The sequence below is a fragment of the Streptosporangium sp. NPDC048886 genome (assembly GCF_055586905.1).
In genome coordinates, this window is record NZ_JBVJHH010000002.1 from 155,053 (window position 1) to 171,753 (window position 16,701).

At 71.4% G+C, this 16,701-nt stretch carries 17 protein-coding genes; 8 read left to right on the top strand and 9 right to left on the bottom strand.

Annotation, left to right across the window (positions count from 1 at the left end; genetic code table 11):
- Window positions 1-211: 211 nt before the first annotated feature.
- The 5 genes from ACZ6R6_RS02970 to ACZ6R6_RS02990 form a co-directional block, all read right to left on the bottom strand.
- Window positions 212-1,816 (bottom strand): acyl-CoA synthetase, encoded by a 1,605-nt coding sequence (locus tag ACZ6R6_RS02970; RefSeq protein WP_470089695.1) that lies wholly within the window; start codon window positions 1,814-1,816, stop codon window positions 212-214.
- 21 nt (window positions 1,817-1,837) lie between these two features.
- A complete protein-coding gene (locus ACZ6R6_RS02975; RefSeq protein WP_470089697.1) occupies window positions 1,838-2,989 on the bottom strand; it encodes a thiolase domain-containing protein in 1,152 nt (383 codons plus the stop codon).
- Between the two features lie 2 nt (window positions 2,990-2,991).
- Window positions 2,992-4,011, bottom strand: a complete 1,020-nt coding sequence (locus ACZ6R6_RS02980) for a thiolase domain-containing protein (protein WP_306858842.1) — start codon at window positions 4,009-4,011, stop codon at window positions 2,992-2,994.
- Complete coding sequence (locus ACZ6R6_RS02985) at window positions 4,012-4,899, bottom strand: Zn-ribbon domain-containing OB-fold protein (RefSeq protein WP_470089698.1); 888 nt, start codon at window positions 4,897-4,899, stop codon at window positions 4,012-4,014.
- Window positions 4,900-5,034: 135 nt separating this feature from the next.
- On the bottom strand, window positions 5,035-6,585 hold the full coding sequence (locus tag ACZ6R6_RS02990; RefSeq protein WP_470089700.1) for an acyl-CoA synthetase: 1,551 nt from the start codon (window positions 6,583-6,585) through the stop codon (window positions 5,035-5,037).
- Between the two features lie 377 nt (window positions 6,586-6,962).
- On the opposite strand from ACZ6R6_RS02990, the gene ACZ6R6_RS02995 reads away from it, so the two are divergent.
- Together ACZ6R6_RS02995 and ACZ6R6_RS03000 are read left to right on the top strand one after the other, a co-directional pair.
- Window positions 6,963-7,778 carry a crotonase/enoyl-CoA hydratase family protein gene (locus tag ACZ6R6_RS02995; RefSeq protein WP_470089701.1) on the top strand — a complete coding sequence of 272 codons (816 nt, stop codon included), beginning with the start codon at window positions 6,963-6,965 and terminating at the stop codon, window positions 7,776-7,778.
- Between the two features lie 274 nt (window positions 7,779-8,052).
- Window positions 8,053-8,586 (top strand): RICIN domain-containing protein, encoded by a 534-nt coding sequence (locus ACZ6R6_RS03000; protein WP_470089703.1) that lies wholly within the window; start codon window positions 8,053-8,055, stop codon window positions 8,584-8,586.
- A gap of 31 nt (window positions 8,587-8,617) precedes the next feature.
- Here ACZ6R6_RS03000 and ACZ6R6_RS03005 read toward each other — a convergent pair whose 3' ends face one another.
- Window positions 8,618-9,631: a LacI family DNA-binding transcriptional regulator gene (locus ACZ6R6_RS03005; RefSeq protein WP_470089704.1), complete on the bottom strand. Its 1,014-nt coding sequence runs from the start codon at window positions 9,629-9,631 to the stop codon at window positions 8,618-8,620.
- A gap of 107 nt (window positions 9,632-9,738) precedes the next feature.
- On the opposite strand from ACZ6R6_RS03005, the gene ACZ6R6_RS03010 reads away from it, so the two are divergent.
- The 4 genes from ACZ6R6_RS03010 to ACZ6R6_RS03025 are packed head-to-tail and all read left to right on the top strand — an operon-like array spanning window position 9,739 to window position 13,152.
- Entirely contained in the window at window positions 9,739-10,620 is an 882-nt protein-coding gene (locus tag ACZ6R6_RS03010) for an ABC transporter substrate-binding protein (RefSeq protein ID WP_470089706.1), read from the top strand.
- The gene (locus ACZ6R6_RS03015) at window positions 10,617-11,675 is read left to right on the top strand and encodes an amino acid ABC transporter permease (RefSeq protein WP_470089707.1); all 1,059 of its coding nucleotides are present in this window, start codon (window positions 10,617-10,619) and stop codon (window positions 11,673-11,675) included. The genes ACZ6R6_RS03010 and ACZ6R6_RS03015 overlap by 4 nt, the downstream gene beginning before the upstream one ends.
- Entirely contained in the window at window positions 11,675-12,418 is a 744-nt protein-coding gene (locus ACZ6R6_RS03020) for an amino acid ABC transporter ATP-binding protein (protein WP_470089709.1), read from the top strand. Before ACZ6R6_RS03015 ends, ACZ6R6_RS03020 begins: the two co-directional genes overlap by 1 nt.
- A complete protein-coding gene (locus ACZ6R6_RS03025) occupies window positions 12,415-13,152 on the top strand; it encodes a type 1 glutamine amidotransferase (protein WP_470089710.1) in 738 nt (245 codons plus the stop codon). Before ACZ6R6_RS03020 ends, ACZ6R6_RS03025 begins: the two co-directional genes overlap by 4 nt.
- A 17-nt stretch (window positions 13,153-13,169) precedes the next feature.
- On the opposite strand, the gene ACZ6R6_RS03030 is transcribed toward ACZ6R6_RS03025, so the two are convergent.
- Together ACZ6R6_RS03030 and ACZ6R6_RS03035 are read right to left on the bottom strand one after the other, a co-directional pair.
- A complete protein-coding gene (locus ACZ6R6_RS03030; protein WP_470089712.1) occupies window positions 13,170-13,553 on the bottom strand; it encodes an ACT domain-containing protein in 384 nt (127 codons plus the stop codon).
- Between the two features lie 307 nt (window positions 13,554-13,860).
- The gene (locus ACZ6R6_RS03035) at window positions 13,861-14,526 is read right to left on the bottom strand and encodes a DUF4386 family protein (protein ID WP_470089714.1); all 666 of its coding nucleotides are present in this window, start codon (window positions 14,524-14,526) and stop codon (window positions 13,861-13,863) included.
- Window positions 14,527-14,600: 74 nt separating this feature from the next.
- On the opposite strand from ACZ6R6_RS03035, the gene ACZ6R6_RS03040 reads away from it, so the two are divergent.
- Window positions 14,601-15,248, top strand: a complete 648-nt coding sequence (locus tag ACZ6R6_RS03040) for a TetR/AcrR family transcriptional regulator (RefSeq protein WP_470089716.1) — start codon at window positions 14,601-14,603, stop codon at window positions 15,246-15,248.
- A gap of 277 nt (window positions 15,249-15,525) precedes the next feature.
- Here the strand turns inward: ACZ6R6_RS03040 and ACZ6R6_RS03045 are convergent, their stop codons facing one another.
- Window positions 15,526-15,753 carry a zinc-binding dehydrogenase gene (locus tag ACZ6R6_RS03045; protein WP_470089718.1) on the bottom strand — a complete coding sequence of 76 codons (228 nt, stop codon included), beginning with the start codon at window positions 15,751-15,753 and terminating at the stop codon, window positions 15,526-15,528.
- A 237-nt stretch (window positions 15,754-15,990) separates the two neighbouring features.
- Here ACZ6R6_RS03045 and ACZ6R6_RS03050 point away from each other — a divergent pair, with 237 nt between their 5' ends.
- On the top strand, window positions 15,991-16,674 hold the full coding sequence (locus ACZ6R6_RS03050) for a TetR/AcrR family transcriptional regulator (protein WP_470089720.1): 684 nt from the start codon (window positions 15,991-15,993) through the stop codon (window positions 16,672-16,674).
- The last annotated feature ends 27 nt before the right edge of the window (window positions 16,675-16,701 follow it).

The following is a 16,701-nucleotide window of genomic DNA, read 5'->3' on the forward strand; positions in this document are numbered from 1 at the left end:
CTACTCCCCGGGAAATGTGGGGTCGGCCGACATGTCGGGACGGACGGGTCCATGATCTCCGTTCACAGCGGGCCATGGCGGTCCTCTCGCTGCGGAGATCGCCGCACCCGCCCGGGACCGCCGCACCGGGGACCGGCCAGGAGGCGTCCCTGCCGGATCCGGCGCCGCGGACCCGGCCGTCCGGCAACGCGCCGGGAGCACGGAGTCCCGGTCAGGACTGCGCGTCCTGGGCGGCCTGGGCGGCCTGGGCGGTCTCCCTGGCCCAGCGGTAGTCGGCCTTGCCCGCCGGGGAGCGGACCATCTCCTCGACGAAGGCGAAGACGCGGGGCACCTTGTAGCCGGAGAGCCGCTGCCGGCAGTGGGCGTCCAGCTCCGCGGCCGACGGCGCCGTCCCCGGGCGGAGCTCGATCACGGCGGCGACCCGACTGCCCCAGCGCTCGTCGGGGACGCCGGTGACGACGGCGTCGAAGACCTCCGGATGCCCCTTGAGCACCGCCTCGACCTCCTCGGGGAAGACCTTCTCCCCGCCGGTGTTGATGCAGACCGAGCCACGGCCGAAGATCGTGATGGTGCCGTCCTCCTCGACCCGGGCGATGTCGCCGGTGAGCAGCCAGCGCACGCCCGCCCTGTCGGTCACGAAGGTCCGGCTGGTCTTGGCCCCGTCCTTGTAGTAGCCGGAGGCGATCCGGCCGCTCTTGGCGACCGTGCCCAGCTCGCCCCCACCGGGTTTGACCGGCTCCAGCACCTCGTTGAGCACGGCCAGGTTGGAGGTGGCGTTGGACTGGAAGCGCTGCCCCGACTCGGGCGCGGAGCCGGGGACCGCCGAGGCGGTGTAGCCGGACTCGCTGGAGCCGAAGCTGTCGATGATCATCCTGCCGGGGAGCAGCTCCTGGAGGCGGTCGCGGACGGAGCCGGTCAGGATGGCGCCGGTGGAGCTGAGCACGAACAGCGACGACAGGTCGTAGGCGCCGGTGGCGATCTCGTCGGCCAGCGGGCGGGCCATCGCGTCGCCGGTGATGTTGACCGTGAGGACCTTCTCCCGCTCGATCGCCCGCAGCACCGCGGCCGGGTCGAACTTGCGGACGTAGACCATGGTGCCGCCCAGCCACCAGGTGATGAAGGTGGCCATCTGGGCCGCGCCGTGCATCAGCGGGGCCGCCGCCATCATGGTCATCGGCTCGGAGGTCCTGGCCGCCTCGACGACCTCCTGCGGTGTGGCACGCGGATCCCCGTAGGGGTTTCCGCCGCCGAAGGCGAAGAACAGGTCCTCGGCCCGCCACATCACGCCCTTGGGCATCCCGGTCGTGCCGCCGGTGTAGATGATGTAGAGGTCGTCGCCCGACCGCTCGGGGAACCCCCGCGTCGCCGGCGCGCCCGCCAGCGCCTCCCGGTACGGCACCGCCGCCTCGATCCGGGAGGGGCCGCCCACGGCGATCAGGTGCCTGAGCTCGGGAGCCCGCGGGGCCACGGCCGCCACCCGGTCGTCGAACTCCACGTCGAACAGCAGCGCCACGATGTCGGAGTCCTGGTAGAGGTAGAGCAGCTCCGCCTCGACGTAGCGGTAGTTCACGTTGACCGGCACGGCCCGGATCTTCAGCGTGGCCAGCAGCCCCACGACGTATTCGACGCCGTTGCAGAGGTGGATCCCGACGTGCTGCCCGGCCCGCACGCCCCGGCCCGTCAGGTGGTGGGCGAGCCGGTTGGCCTCGGCGTCCAGTTCGGCGTAGGTCAGGCGGCTGTCACCGCAGACGACGGCGGTGCGCTCCCCGATCGCGTCCGCGAGCCCCTCGAACAGATCTGCGTGGTTGAACTCCATCGGGCCCCTCCTGGGGGGAGATCAGGGTCTGTCGCTGCCGACCATCCACATCGCGAAGAACTGGGCGCCCCCGCCGTAGGCGTGCCCCAGGGCCCGCCTGGCCCCGTCGACCTGGTGCTCCCCCGCCATCCCCCTGACCTGGAGCGCCGCCTCGGCGAACCGGATCAGCCCGGACGCGCCGATCGGGTTGCTCGACAGCACCCCGCCGGAGGCGTTCCACGGGATGTCGCCCTCCAGCGCCGTGGCCCCGGACTCGGTGAGCTTCCACCCCTCCCCCTCCGCGGCGAAGCCGAGGTTCTCCAGCCACATCGGCTCATACCAGGAGAAGGGGACATACACCTCGGCCACGTCGATCTCCCGGCGCGGATCGGTGATCCCGGCCTGCCGGTACACGTCGGCCGCGCAGTCCTTGCCACCCTGCGGGTTCACGGTGTCCCGCCCGGCGCGGAAGATCGGCTCGGAGCGCATCGCCGTGCCCAGGACCCAGGCGGGGGCGGCGCCGGTGATCTTGTCCTCGGCGGACAGGACCATCGCGCACGCGCCGTCGGAGGACGGGCAGGTGTCCAGGTAGCGGATCGGCTCCCAGAGCATCGGGGTCGACTCGACCATTCTCAGGTCGATGCCGGGGATCTTCAGGTGGGCGTAGGGGTTCTTCAGGGCGTTGCGCCGGTCCTTGACCGCCACCAGGTGACCGATGTGCTCCGGAGCGCCGGACCTGCGGATGTATTCGCGGATGTGGGGGGCGAAGTAACCGCCCGCGCCGACCACCAGTGAGGCGCTGAAGGGCAGGTGCGTCGACAGCGCCCAGGTCGCGTTGGACTCCGACTGCTTCTCGAAAGCCACCACCAGCACCCGGCCGTGCACGCCGCCCTGGATCAGCGAGGCGCCCACCAGCGCGGTGGAGCCGCCGACCGAACCGGCGGTGTGCACGCGCATCATCGGCTTCCCGGCGGCGCCGAGCGCGTCGGCCAGGTATGCCTCCGGCATCATCACCCCCTCGAACAGGTCGGGCGCCTTGCCGATGACGACGGCGTCGATGTCCTTCCAGGTCAGCTCCGCGTCCTCCAGCGCGCGCAGCGCCGCCTCGCGGACCAGCCCGGCGATGGAGACGTCCCGCCGCTTGGTCGTGTAGTGGGTCTGGCCGATCCCGATCACCGCGCAGCGGTTACCCATGGTCAGGCCTCCATCACGGTGACGAGGTTGTGCTGCAGGCAGGGACCGCCGGCGGCGTGCCCGACGGTGCGGGCCGCGCCGCCGTCGAGGATGCGCTGGGCGGCCTCGCCGATCCGGATGAGCCCGGTGGCCATGACCGGGTTCGCCGCCAGGGGTCCGCCACTGGGGTTGACGAGCGTGTCCTCACCGAGCTCCAGCGCCTGGCGGAGGATGAGCTCCTCATGGCTGAACTGGGTGTGGATCTCGGCCACGTCGACGTGACCCTTGCCGACCCCCGCCGCTCGTGCGGCTTCGGCGGCGGAGGCCGACCGGGCGAGATCTCTCATGCCCAGGTAATGCGGTTCTATGCGGTGGGCGATGCCGGTTATCCAGGCCGGGTTCTCGCACAGCTCCCTGGCCAGGTCCCCGGCGGCGAGCACCACCGCGGCGGCGCCGTCGGTGACCGGGGCGATGTCGTACGGCCGCAGCGGCTCCACCTCGAAGTCCTCGCCCGCGGGGTCGGGCAGGTCGAGGGCGTGGGGGTTGGCCCGGCCGTCGGCGCGGCTGCGCCGTACGATCTCGTCCAGCCGGGCGCGGTCGGCCTTGACGGCCGAAGCCTGGAGCGCGGCGTAGGAGACCTGGTCGAGGCCGAGCGGGGCCAGGTAGTAGGGGTCGAGCTGGAGCGTCATGATCTCCCGCAGGTCGCCCTGGGAGGACTTGCCGAAGCCGTAGACCAGCGCCGAGTCGACGTCGCCGTGCTGGAGCCTGACCCACGCCTCGTACAGCGCCCAGGCGGCGTCCATCTCCACGTGGCTCTCGGAGATCGGCGGCCAGGCGCCGAGCGCGTCGAGCGCGGAGACGAAGGAGAACGGCGCGCCCGCCAGATAGTCGCACGACCCCGAGCAGGTGAAGCCGTACTTCCGCAGCCCCGTCTTCCGCCGGACCTCCTCCAGCGAGGGGAGGATCAGCTCGGGCTCGCTCTGTCCCTCGTCGGTCGCGCTGTGCCGGGTCTGCGCGAACGCGACGACCGCTACCTCACGCATCTACAGCTCCGCGTCCGGCTCGCCGGTGGGGGCGAACCACTTGATGTTGGCCATGGACTGCGTCCGCTCCTCCTCGGGGACCCATACGGCCCGCACCCGCATGCCCTGCCGTACCTCGTGCGCGGGGACCCCGCCGACCAGGGCGATCATCGGGACGTCCGAGCCGTCGAGCAGGACGTAGGCCGAGACGAACGGCACCTCGGGGGCGCGCGGGTCGGGCAGGTTGTTGATCGCGAAGGTGGTGATCGTGCCGGTGTCCGGCACCTCGACCTCCTCGGTGATCGCGATGCCGCACTCGGGGCAGGAGAGCCGGTAGGGCACGTAGACCTTGTGGCAGGAGCCGCACCGGCAGCCGACGAAGACGCCTCCGGCGACCCCCTCCAGGAAGCGGGCGAGCGCCAGGCCGGGCCGCATGACGTACTCGGTCCGGACCGGTGACACGATCTTGGTGACCTCGGGGACGAAGCTCTCGATGTCGGTGATGTGCCCGGTGCGCCCGGCCCGCCAGCGGGGCCGGACCCGCAGGCCGGGGCGGAGGGCCTTGACGTCGCCGGCGTCCACCGCGTGGACGAGCGAGGTGTCGGCCCCGTCCAGCCGGATCAGGGCCCAGGCGAAGGGACGGTCCAGCGGGTGGCCCGCGCGCGGGCTGTGCACCCACGCCCAGCTCTCCACCGTCCCGGCCGGGCCGACCTCGACGTAGTCGCCGGTGACGGCGTCACCGGTCTCGGGGTCGTACTCCAGCGGGGGCACCAGCGTCCGGCCGTCCACCGTGCGGACCCCGACGATGCGCCCGTCCCGCAGCTCGGTGAGGAAGCGCCCGATCACCGGCCCCGTCGTGCGGGTGTAGCCGCCGGGGAACTCCAGTACGTGCCGCGCCTCCAGGCTCATCGGCGCTCCCCTTCCTCCGCCGGACGCCGGGCGCGGTCGCCGCCGGGCGTCCGCGCCGGGCGCCGGTCGCCGCCGGGCCTCTCCGCCGGGTGCCGGAGTGTGCCGGACGCGGAAGCGTCCGGCCCGGCGGATCGCTCAGATCGCACGGTCTCGCCCCTCCCAGTACGGGTCGCGCAGCTTGCGTTTGAGGAGCTTGCCGTTGGGCTCGCGTGGCATCTCCTCGATGAAGTCGACGGATCTGGGCCACTTCATCTTCGACAGGCGGCCCTTGAGCGATCCGAGGATCTCGGCGGCCAGCTCGGGCGAGGGGGCGGCGCCGGGCGCGGGCTCGATCACCGCCTTGATCTGCTCGCCCCACTCATCGTCGGGGATGCCGAACACCGCCACGTCGGCGACCTTCGGGTGGACCATCAGCTCGTTCTCGATCTCGGCCGGGTAGATGTTGGCTCCACCCGAGATGATCATGTCGGCCTTGCGGTCGCAGAGGAAGAGGAACCCCTCCTCGTCGAGGTAGCCGATGTCGCCGACGGTGAAGTGGTCCTTCAGCCGGCCGGCCTCGGTCTTGGCCTGGTCGCCCTTGTACTCGAAGCGGACGCCCATCATCTTCATGTAGATCGTGCCCGGGGTCCCCGCCGGGACCGGCTCCAGGTTCTCGTCCACGATGAGCAGCTCGCTGATCGGCCAGGCGGTGCCGACGGTGCCGGGGTGCTTCTTCCAGCCCTCGGGGGTGGCGATCGTGCCGCCGCCCTCGGTCGCGGCGTAGTACTCGTAGATGCAGTCGCCCCACCACTCGAACATCGCCCACTTGACCGGGACCGGGCAGGGCGCCGCGGCGTGGATCATCCACCGGAGCGACGACAGGTCGTATCTGCCCCTGACCTCCTCGGGGAGCGCGAGCAGGCGTTTGAAGTGGGTGGGGACCATGTGCGAGTTGCTGACGCGGTACCGCTCGCAGAGCCGGAGCGTCTCCTCGGCGTCCCACCGGTCCATGTAGACGAGCGTGTGGCCCATGTGCAGGGCCGTACCGCCGAACTGGGTGACCGCGGTGTGGTAGTTCGGCGAGGTGACCAGGTGGGCGTTCTCCTTGCCCGTGGTGATGCCGAACAGGCCGAGCAGGAACGTCATCATCTCGGCCGCGTCGTCGGGGTCCAGGCCGCTGAGCGGCCGGCGCACGCCCTTGGGCTGGCCGGTGGTCCCCGAGGTGTAGTGCATGGTGGCGCCCGCCGTACGGCCGGCGGGGGCGGCGGCGGACCGGCCGTCGGTCAGATCCGAGGCGGGTCGGACCCCCTCCACCTGCCCGAACGCGAAAACGCGGGCGCGGTCGATGCCCGACTCCGCGACGCCGCGCAGGCCCTCCTCCGCGTAGCGCTCGTCGACGAAGAACGCCCGCGCCTCGCTGTCGGCGACGATGTAGCCGATCTCGGGGCCGGTGAGGTGCCAGTTGACGGGCGTGTAGTACCACCCGGCCTGCAGCGCGGCCAGATAGAGCACCAGCCCGTCGGCGCCGTTCGGGACCAGGCCGCACAGGCCGTCGCCGGGCTTGAGTCCCAGCTCCCGGAGGCCGTGCACGAGGCGGTTGGCACGGGCGAGCAGGTCACCGGCGCGGTGTTCGGTGCCGTCCGGATCCACGGCGGCGATCCAGTCCGGATCCGCCTGCGCCAGCCTCCAGAAACCGAGCGTGCCCATCGGAAATCCTCTCTCGCCGAAAGGCCCGGACCGCCGAAGTGAATCACGTTCTCGATATTGCGAAAAACTCTGGCGGTGCGGGGAGGATAGAACAAGAATCTGTTCTTATACGCAGGGGCAGACTAACCCGCCCGAGACATACCGAGCAAGCGCTTGATCTAGGCTGCGGGTCCGGCGCGCCCCCACCCCTCCGCACCGCCGGACACTTCGGGTCTCCTACCGAACACCTTGGGTCAACAGGGGCCGGCGGACAAGGCCGCGGCCGGTGCCGGTCACCACCGGAGGGGGCGGCCGGTGGAGCCGGCGGCCTGGCGGAGCGGGCGCGCCGGATCTAGGATCACCTAACAAGCGCTTGCTAAGCAACGGAGGCCGACCCCGTGGAACTTCTGCCGATCAGCACCCCGCACTGCCGCGTCGAGCGCGCCGGCCATGTCGTCGTCGTGACCCTGGACCGGCCCGAGGCGAAGAACGCGCTCTCCTCGGACATGCTGGTCGGCCTGGCCGACGCGTGGGCCTACGTGTCGGACGAGCCGGAGGTCCGCGTCGCCGTGCTGACCGGCGCGGGCGGGACCTTCTGCGCGGGCGCCGACCTGAAGGCCATGGGCACCCCGTCGAGCGACCCCCGGGTCCGGCAGCGGGCCTCGGAGATCCCCGACTTCCACTGGAAGGGCCTGCTGCGCGACTGCGCCGCGCTGCCGGCCAAGCCGATCGTCTGCGCGGTCGAGGGCTACGCCGTGGCCGGGGGGACCGAGCTGCTCGTCGGCACCGACCTGCGGGTGGTCGCCGAGTCCGCCACTCTCGGCCTGTTCGAGGCCCGCCGCGCGCTGTTCCCGATGGGCGGCTCCGCGGTGCGGCTCCCGCGCCAGATCCCCTACGCCTTCGCCATGGACATCCTCCTGACGGGCCGGTCCGTCACCGCCCGGGAGGCGCTGAGCATGGGCCTGGTCAACCGGGTCGTCCCGGACGGCCAGGCCCTGGCCACCGCCCTGGAGATCGCCGGCCAGATCAGCGAGTGCGGGCCGCTCGCCGTCCAGGCCATCCTGCGCACCTACCGCGAGACCCTCGGCCTGCCCGAGGCCGAGGCCCTGAAGGTCTCCGACGGCATCGGCTGGCCGGTGATCGGCTCCGAGGACGCCAAGGAGGGCTCCCGGGCCTTCCGGGAGAAGCGCCCGGCCGTCTACCGCGGCAGGTGAGCGCGGCCGACGCGGCGGGCGGACCAGGCCCGAACGGCAGGTGAGCCCGGCCCTCACGGCCGGCGGGTCCGGCCCTCGCAGCGGGCGTGCCAGGCCCGCACGGCGGGCGGGTCCGATCGACGCGACAGGCGTCCTCGGTCACCGCGACGGGCGGCACCGGACGCGACCCGCCGGGTCACGACACGACCTCGATTACGGAGCGTGATTAGCCGACACGGCAGGTGACTCGTGCTACGAAGAACGAGTTGATCTTCGACGCGCCCCAGGAGGCCCGATGACACTCGTCCGCGCTGGTCAGGCCATTGCCCTTGCCGCCTGTCTGCTCGCCGCCCCACTCGTCGGCCCGCCGGCGGCCTCCGCCGCCGACGGGCCGCAGGAGCCCGAGACCAGGTTCACCGCGACCCTGGTCGCCCGGCACAGCGGCAAGTGCCTGGACGTCTACGGCGGCGGCACCCAGGACGGGGCCGACGTCATCCACTGGAGCTGCCACGGGGGCGCCAACCAGGAGTGGCGCCTGGTGGCGACCGACAGCGGCTACTACACCATCCGGGCCGGGCACAGCGGCAAGTGCCTGGACGTCTACGGCGGCGGCACCCAGGACGGGGCCGACGTCATCCAGTGGACCTGCGGGAACGGGGCCAACCAGCAGTGGGAGCTCGTCCAGAAGGACAACGGCTACTTCACCGTCGTCGCCCGCCACAGCGGCAAGTGCCTGGACGTCTACCGCGGCGGCACCCGGGACGGGGCCGACGTGACCCAGTGGACCTGCTGGGGCGGGGCGGCCAACCAGGAGTGGAAGCTCGGCTGAGCCGGCGGCCGGAGCGCGACGCCGGCGGCGCTCACGTCCCGCCGCCGGCGTCGCCGGCCCCGGGGCGACCGGTCGACTCCCTGAGCACCAGGCGGGTGGGGACCCGGAGCCTGCCCGGCTCCTCGCCGCCCAGGAGGTCGACGAGCGCGGCGGCGGCCACGGCCCCGCGGCGCTCCGCTTCAAGGCTGAGCACGCTCAGCGGGACCTCCCAGTGCTTGTCCTCGGCGGTCTCGCACATGATCGTGACCAGCAGGTCGCCGGGAATGGAGAGGCCGAGCCTGCGGGCGGCGCCCAGCAGCGCCTCGCCGTACGTCTCGTTGAGCCCGTGCACCGCGTCGGGACGGTCCGGGCGGGACAGCAGCCGCTCGGCGGCCGTGGCGGGACTCTCGCCGGGCTGGAGCGCCTCGATGATCACTGAGTTGCCGTTCGCCTCCGACCAGGCCCGATACGCCTTCTCGGTGTCGAGGGTGTAGGAGTCGGGCTCGGTGCCGGTGAGCAGCGCGATGCGTGAGGCCCCCGCGTCGCGCAGACGGCCGAGCAGGACGTGCAGGGTCTCGTCTGAGTCGCTCTCGATACCGGGCACGTCCGCGCAGTCCGGGTCGAGGGGCTTGCCGTCGGTCACCACCGGCTTGCCCCGCCGGCGGCACTCGGTCACGATCGGGTCGCCGTGCGCGGGGTCCACGATGATCACACCGTCCAGGGGGACCTTGCCCCACAGGGCCGTGGGCAGGACCACCACCGCGTGGTCGCGCTCGACCGCGAGCATGGTCGCCCCGGAGATGAACGCGGCGTAGTAGGGCCGGTAGGTGTGCTCCCAGTGCCGTGAACTGACGTGCTCGACCAGGATGCCGATCACGCCGACCCGGCCGGAGGCGAGCCCGGCCGCGATCGGGTCGGGCTGGTAGCCGAGCCTTTCCGCCGCCGCCCGCACCACGTCGCGAGTGCGCTCCGAGACCCGGCCCTTGCCGCTCAGCGCGTGGGAGACCGTCGTGATCGACAGCCCGGTCGCCCGGGCGACGTCGCGAATGCCGATGCGGGTGGCCATCTAGGCATAGTGCCATGGATGAGAAAACGTTTTGGCAACATTCCTTGACTCTGCCAAAACGCTTTTGCAACAGTTCCGCCAGGTCCCCAACCAGGAAAGACGCGCCAATGGTCACTAACCGTCCCCGCATCGTCGTCGCAGGTCTGCTGGCGCTGCTGTCCATCGCCGGGTGCGGCACGCCGTCCACCTCGGCCAACACGACCGAGGCGAGCGGCAGCTCCTACGGCGACTGCAAGGTCACCGGCAAACGCGGTGAGTTCACGCTCAAGCCCGTCGTCGCGGACACCCTGAGCGTGCAGGGCGACCTGCCCTCTCCCGGCTGGTGGAACGGCGACACCGTCGCCGCCATCAAGGACGGCTACGAGTACTGCATGGCCGCCACCATCGCCTACCGGGCGGGACTGTCCAAGCTGGCGATCGAGAACACGCCCTTCGACGCCCTCGTCTCGGGCCGCACCCAGAACTTCGACATGGCCCTCGCCGAGATCTCCATCACCGACGAGCGCAAGAAGGTCGTCAACTTCTCCGCACCGTACTTCGCCTCCAACATCGGCGTGATGGTGAAGAAGGGGGCGTCCGTCACCGCTGGGAACATCCGCAAGCTCCGCCTCGGCGTCAAGCAGGGCACCGCGGGCGCGCTGTGGGTGGCCGACACCCTCAAGCCGGAGCAGCAGCCCAAGTTCTTCGCCAACGACCCGGAGATGAGCGCCGCGCTCCAGGCCGGCCAGATCGACGCGGCCTTCCAGGACGTGGCCATCATGCTCGGCTCGGCCGTCAAGTCGAACGGCCTGCTGGAGGTCGTCGGCCAGTACAGCACCGGTGAGTCCTACGGCGCCCTGTACCCGAAGGACTCGGCGAACGCCGAGACCATCAACAAGATCATCGAGCAGATGAAGTCCGACGGGACCCTCGACCAGCTCTCCGCGGCGTATCTGTCCAAGGCGTTCGGCGGTGACCCCGCCCGGGTTCCGCTGTGGCAGGCGTCATGACGGCGACGGCTCAGCCCGTCCCGACGCCGGGACGCGGCGCGGCCCTCGCCGGTCTCGCGGCGGCGACGGTCGCCACCGTGGCCACCTGGTCCGTCGCGGCCGTCCTCTTCGAGGCGGCGAGCCCCGGCGTCTGGCGCTGGGTGCTGGGCGCCGCCGCCCTGCTGGGCGCCGCGGCCGTGCTCCTCGTCTACCGCCCGGCGCTCGACGCCTGGCGCTGTTCGGGCCGGTGCGCCACCTCGGCGGACGTCGTGGAGCGGCGAGGGCTCGCCGCCCGGGTGCGGGAGTCCGCGTGGACCGCGGCCGGTACGGCGTTCGCCGTCCTGTGCGCCCTCGCCCTGCTCGTCTTCGTGCTCGCGAACGACGCCGCCGTGCAGCGGACGTTCTTCCAGGGCGAACTGATCGGCACGAGCACCCTCGACATCGTCCGGGCCTTCGGCACGAACCTGTTCATCGCCGTCGTGGCGCAGGTCCTCGTGCTGGTCTGGGGGCTGGCCCTGGCCCTCGCCCGGCTCGCCCCGGGCCGCGTGGGACGGCCCATCCGGGCTCTGGCGGTCGTCTACATCGACGTCATCCGGGCCGTGCCCGCGATCATCGTCATCTACCTGATCGGCTTCGGCCTGCCGATCGCGCAGATCCCGGTGCTGTCCGGCCTGAGCCAGACCTGGTACGCCGTTCTCGCGCTGACGGTCGTCTACGGCGCCTACGTCGCCGAGGTCTTCCGCTCGGGCATCGAGAGCGTGCACCCGAGCCAGGTGTCGGCCTCGCGCTCCCTCGGCTTCTCCCACCTGGCGACGATGCGCCACGTCGTGGTGCCGCAGGCGACCAAGCGCGTCATCCCGCCGCTGCTCAACGACTTCATCGGCCTGCAGAAGGACACCGCGCTGGTCAACGTGATCGGCACGATCGACGCGTTCAACCAGGCCAAGATCTTCTCCGCGAACCACTTCAACCTGTCGTCGGTCACGGTCGTCGCGGGCCTGTTCATCCTGATCACGATTCCGCAGGCGCGCCTCGTGGACCGGCTGATCGCACGCGACAAAGCCCGGGGGGCGTGATGACATTCCTTGAGATCACCGGGCTGCGCAAGAGCTACGGGGACCACGAGGTGCTGCGCGGCATCGACCTGTCGGTGGAGCAGCACGAGGTGATCTGCCTCATCGGGGCCTCGGGGAGCGGAAAGTCCACGCTCCTGCGCTGTGTCAACGCCCTGGAGACGATCGACGGCGGCCAGGTCAGGCTCGACGGCGAGGTCGTCTCCGGCCCCGGGGTGGACGTCAACCTGCTCCGCCGCGACGTCGGAATGGTGTTCCAGAGCTACAACCTGTTCCCGCACATGAGCGTGCTCGACAACGTCACGCTCGCGCCGGTCCGGCTCGGCGGCCTCTCCCGCGCGGAGGCCGAGAGGAAGGCGACGGCACTGCTGGAGCGTGTCGGCCTGGCGGACCGGGCCGGCGCCTTCCCCGACCGGCTCTCCGGCGGCCAGCAGCAGCGCGTGGCCATCGTGCGCACGCTCGCCATGGAGCCCCGGGTCCTCCTCCTGGACGAGATCACCGCCGCGCTGGACCCCGAACTCGTCGCCGAGGTGCTCGGCATCGTCCGGCAGCTCGCCGCCGAGGGCATGACCATGCTGCTCGCCACCCACGAGATGAGCTTCGCCCGGGAGGTGGCCGACCGGGTCTGCTTCCTCCACCAGGGCAGCCTCCTGGAGCAGGGCCCACCCGAGCAGATCTTCACCGAACCCGTAGAGGAGCGCACCCGAATGTTCCTGAAGTCGATCATCGCGGCAGGCCGTCTGTGATTCTCGCGATCCAGCATGAGGACGGCACAGGACCCGGCCTGATCGGCGAGCGCATCGCGGCGGCCGGCGTCACGCTGGACCTCCGGTCCCCCTTCCGGGGCGACAGCCTGCCCCCGTCCCTCGACGGATACGAGGGACTGCTCGTGCTCGGCGGCACCCCGGGCACCTACGACGTCGACCTCGCCCCCTGGCTGCCGCACGCCGGCGAGCTGCTGCGCGGAGCCGTACGCGACGAGGTGCCCACCCTCGGGGTCTGCCTCGGCGGCCAGTTGCTCGCCGCCGCCTGTGGCGGCGAGGTCGCGGTCGCCGCGCGTCCCCAGGTCGGGCTGTACGGCCTGCACGCCCATCCGGCCGCCGCCGACGACCCGCTCTTCGCCGGTCTCCCCACGGACGCGCAGGCCGTCCAGTGGCACTGGGACGAGATCACGTCGCTGCCCCCGGGAGCCGTGCCCCTCCTGTGGGACGGGGACTTCCCCTTCCAGGCGTTCCGGCTGGGCCCGGCGGCGTGGGGCGTGCAGTTCCACCCCGAGGTGCTGCTCGATTCCGCCCGGGCGTGGGCGAAGGACGAGTCGGGCAGGCTCGCGCGGCTGGGGGTGGACGTGGCCGCGATGCTCGATCGGGTCGAGGCCGCCGAACCGTCCCTCCGGACGCTCTGGGGTGGCGTGGCCGACCGCTGGATCGACCTCGTCCGATCTCACCCGACCGTGCCGGGGGCGTCCGTCAGCGGGCCGTGACGTGACGCGGTCGTCCGTCAGGCGGGCTGGTCCCAGATGCTGGGGGTGTCCGTCTCCTGACGCATGACCGCGGACCATTCGAGCGCCGAGCGCGCGTTCTCCAGATCGTCGGTGGCTATCACGATCCTCACGCCCCCGAAAGTGGTGTAGGCGAGGTCGATGTTGACGTTCGCGTCGGCGAGCTGCCTGGTCAGCTCGCCGAGCGTCCCGGGCCGATCCTCAAGGTCCACCACCAGCACCGGTCGCTCGTCCGCGATCCCCATCCCGGCGCCTTCGAGCACCTCCCGGCACCTGGCGGCGACCGCGTCGTCGACGAGCACGTGGACGATGCCCTTGCCCTCCCCGGTGAAAGCCGCGAGGCCCTTGATGTTCACGCCGGACTCGCCGGTGACCTCCCCCAAGCGGGCCAGCTCACCCAGCTGATCGCTAAGAATGACAGCTATATCCGTAGGCATCGCCCCTCAATCTTCTCATTAAGCAATAAATCCGACAATCCACCCCCTCTGATGCGGTGACCACATACCTTCACCAGGTCGGGGAGTTTTCTCGGGCACCGGCATGGCGGGTGCCGACGCGGGCGCGCCCGGCGCGGGTGGCACCGGTCCTGGCTTCACCCGGGCGGAGCGCGCCGTCACCTGCTTCTCCGGGGACGCCTCGAACTTTTCCGGGGACGCCTCGAAGCGCCGTCGGCCCTTACTCCGCCGGCCGTCAAGCACTCGCGGCCGGAGCCGGAGCCTGAGCCGTTCCCGGCAGGAGCAGCCGGTCGGCGAGTATGGCCAGGCAGAGCGCCCAGCCGCTCCAGGCCACGTATCCGGCGAAGTTGACCAGATCCGCGCCGGGCAGCTTGAGCGGCACCAGCAGCCCGGCCAGGATTGCCAGCGCCGCGCCGGCGCCCAGCGCCCTGAACCAGTGCGGCGGCGCGGGTAGGGCCGCCAGGAGCAGGAGGGTCCAGGCGGCGGTGAACAGGTAGCCGAGAGTTTCGCCGACCCCGGTGCCGAGATAGCCGTGCAGGACGGCGAAGACGGTCTCGGCCGTCGCCCGGTCACTCGCGTGGGCCAGTGCGGGCACCGCGAACGGCCAGCGGATCAGGCCGATGATCTGGACCAGCCCGGCCAGCACCCCGGCCTGCGTCGCCAGCGCGGCGACCGGCCGGTCCGGCAGGCGGCGGCCGAGCAGCACCGCGGCCGGGATCAGCGAGCCGGCGCCAAGCGCCAGCAGCAGGAACCAGGCGGAGACGGCTGTCTGGTTGGCGGCGAACCTGGCCAGGACCGTCGCGGGCGGCTCGGCGAGCACGTCCGGATAGCCGAAGACGGCGCCCAGGCCGATGAAGGCCACGTTGGCCGCGATCACACCCAGGGCGAGGATCGATCTCATGGGACTCCTTAACTCTGAACGGTGTTTAATATTAAACATCGTTCAGAGTTTCTTGGGAAGAATAGAGTTTCCCCGTGAAGAGAGGACCTCAGCGCTCGGTCGATCCGCGAGCCGTCCTGGACGCGGCCCTGGAGCTGGTCGACGGCGGAGGGCTGACCATGCGGGCGCTGGCCGCGCGGGTGGGCCTGACTCCCGGCGCGCTCTACACCTACTTCCCCGACCGGGCCGCCATCATGAACGCGCTGACCGACCGGCTGCTCGCCGCTGCTGACTTGGGTGTGCTGGAGGACCGCGCCAGGCCGCCGCACCAGCGGATCGAAGACTTCGCACTGGCGTTGCGCGAAGTGCTGCTGTGCCACCCGGCGGCGGTGCCCGCGATCCTCGGCGCCGCCTACAGCGGACCGGTCGCGCTGCGGGTCGGTGAGAGCATGCTCGGCGTGCTGCCGGACCCGCGCGCCTGCTACGCCGTGATGGTCTACGTGCTGGGCGCCATCGCCCTGGAGGCGGCCGAGCTGGTGGGTGCGGGAGGCAAGGACGGCACGGGTGCGGAGGCGCGGGGCGCCCTCCCCTCCGAGGCCGAGCGGATCGCCGCGCGCCGGGCCGCCCTCGCCGTCGATCCCGACGTCTTCCCCCGCACCCACGCCGCGGCCGACGCCATCGCCGCCTACATCTCGACCGACCAGTTCCGCTGGGGCCTGCGCCGCCTCCTGGCAGGTTTGTAGCGGTCGCCGGCGCGACACTGCGCGAACAGGCGGTCATGTCGCTGACCGCCGCGGGCACCGCGGGCGGCAGGTCCGCCGAGGATGCCGCCCGAGTGATCGCCAAGGCCGTGACAGCCGGCAACCCTCGCACGCGCTACACCGTTGGTCGCGACCTTGCGACTCGATCCTCAGCGTCACCGGCAATGGGCAGGGTCGTCGGATCCCGGCAGCCGCCGTTTCCGACCAGGCGAACCAAACATCAGGCAGTACAACCGGGTGATCTGCTCGTCCCGCCGAATCAGACGGTCAGAACGATCTTGCCGAAGGTGGCGCGGGACTCCAGCAGAGTGTGCGCGGCCGCGGCTTCGTCCAGCGGGAAGGCGCCGTGCACCACCGGCTTCAGGCGGCCTTCCCGCAAGTCGGCGAAGACGGGTGCGAAGGTCTCGGCGGCGGTCTTCGACGGTGCGCTGGTGAGACTGAGGGTCGAAAAGGCCGACCCCGGCCGCTGCCACCGCCAATACGGCATGGCCCGGCTCGGCGGTCGGGTCCGGCCGGTCGACCAGCTCGAGGTTCTCCGGACCACCGAAGTCGGTGATCTCTACTGCACGCATGGTGTCCTTGTAGCGTTTTACCGCGCAGGAAAGGGGAGGTGGCTGCCGAACAACGAGGCTCAGACGTCCTCGGTGACCTCGATGCCGCGGCACCAGAGCAGGCTAATCCCGCTAAGCGGATGACCCCTTCCATTTGTGGTTAAGTGAGAGACATGCCTGTTCAGCCGTCTCGGAACCCGTCCTCGTCAGCCTCCGAGATCCCCGTCCGGGGGCAGCGGGCCGACGCCAGGCACAACCGCGCCCGGCTCCTCCAGGCCGCCCGCGAGGCGTACGCCCTCAACGGCACCGACGTACCCTCCAGCACCATCGCCCGCAGGGCCGGCGTCGGCGCCGCCACCCTCTACCGGCACTTCCCGACCCGGGGCTCGCTGATCGCCGCGGCGTTCTCCGAGCAGCTCGCCGAGTGCGTCGCAGCCTTGGACGAGGCCCTACGGGACGACGATCCCTGGCGCGGTCTCTGCTCCGTCCTCACCAAGGTGTGCAGGATGCAGGCCGAAGACCGCGGATTCAGCGCCGCGTTCCTCGAGGAGTCTCCCGACGATCCCGACCTCCACCGCGAGCGCGCCCGCGCCGAGGCAGGACTCGCCCAGCTGGTACAACGTGCGAAGAACACAGGGCAGTTGCGCAAGGACTTCGATCCCAGCGACGTCACCCTCCTGCTCCTGGCGAACAGCGGCGTCGTGCGGCAGTCCCCGGAGGCGTCCCTGGCCGCCTCTCGCCGCCTGCTCGCCTACTTCCTCCAGTCCTGCCGGGCCACGGACGGCGCGCCGTCCCTGCCCCGGCCCGCACCGCTCCGCCTCGACGACCTTTACGGGCCGCCACACCGAACCGACTGACCGGCGACTTCCGCCCGGGGCGCGCCC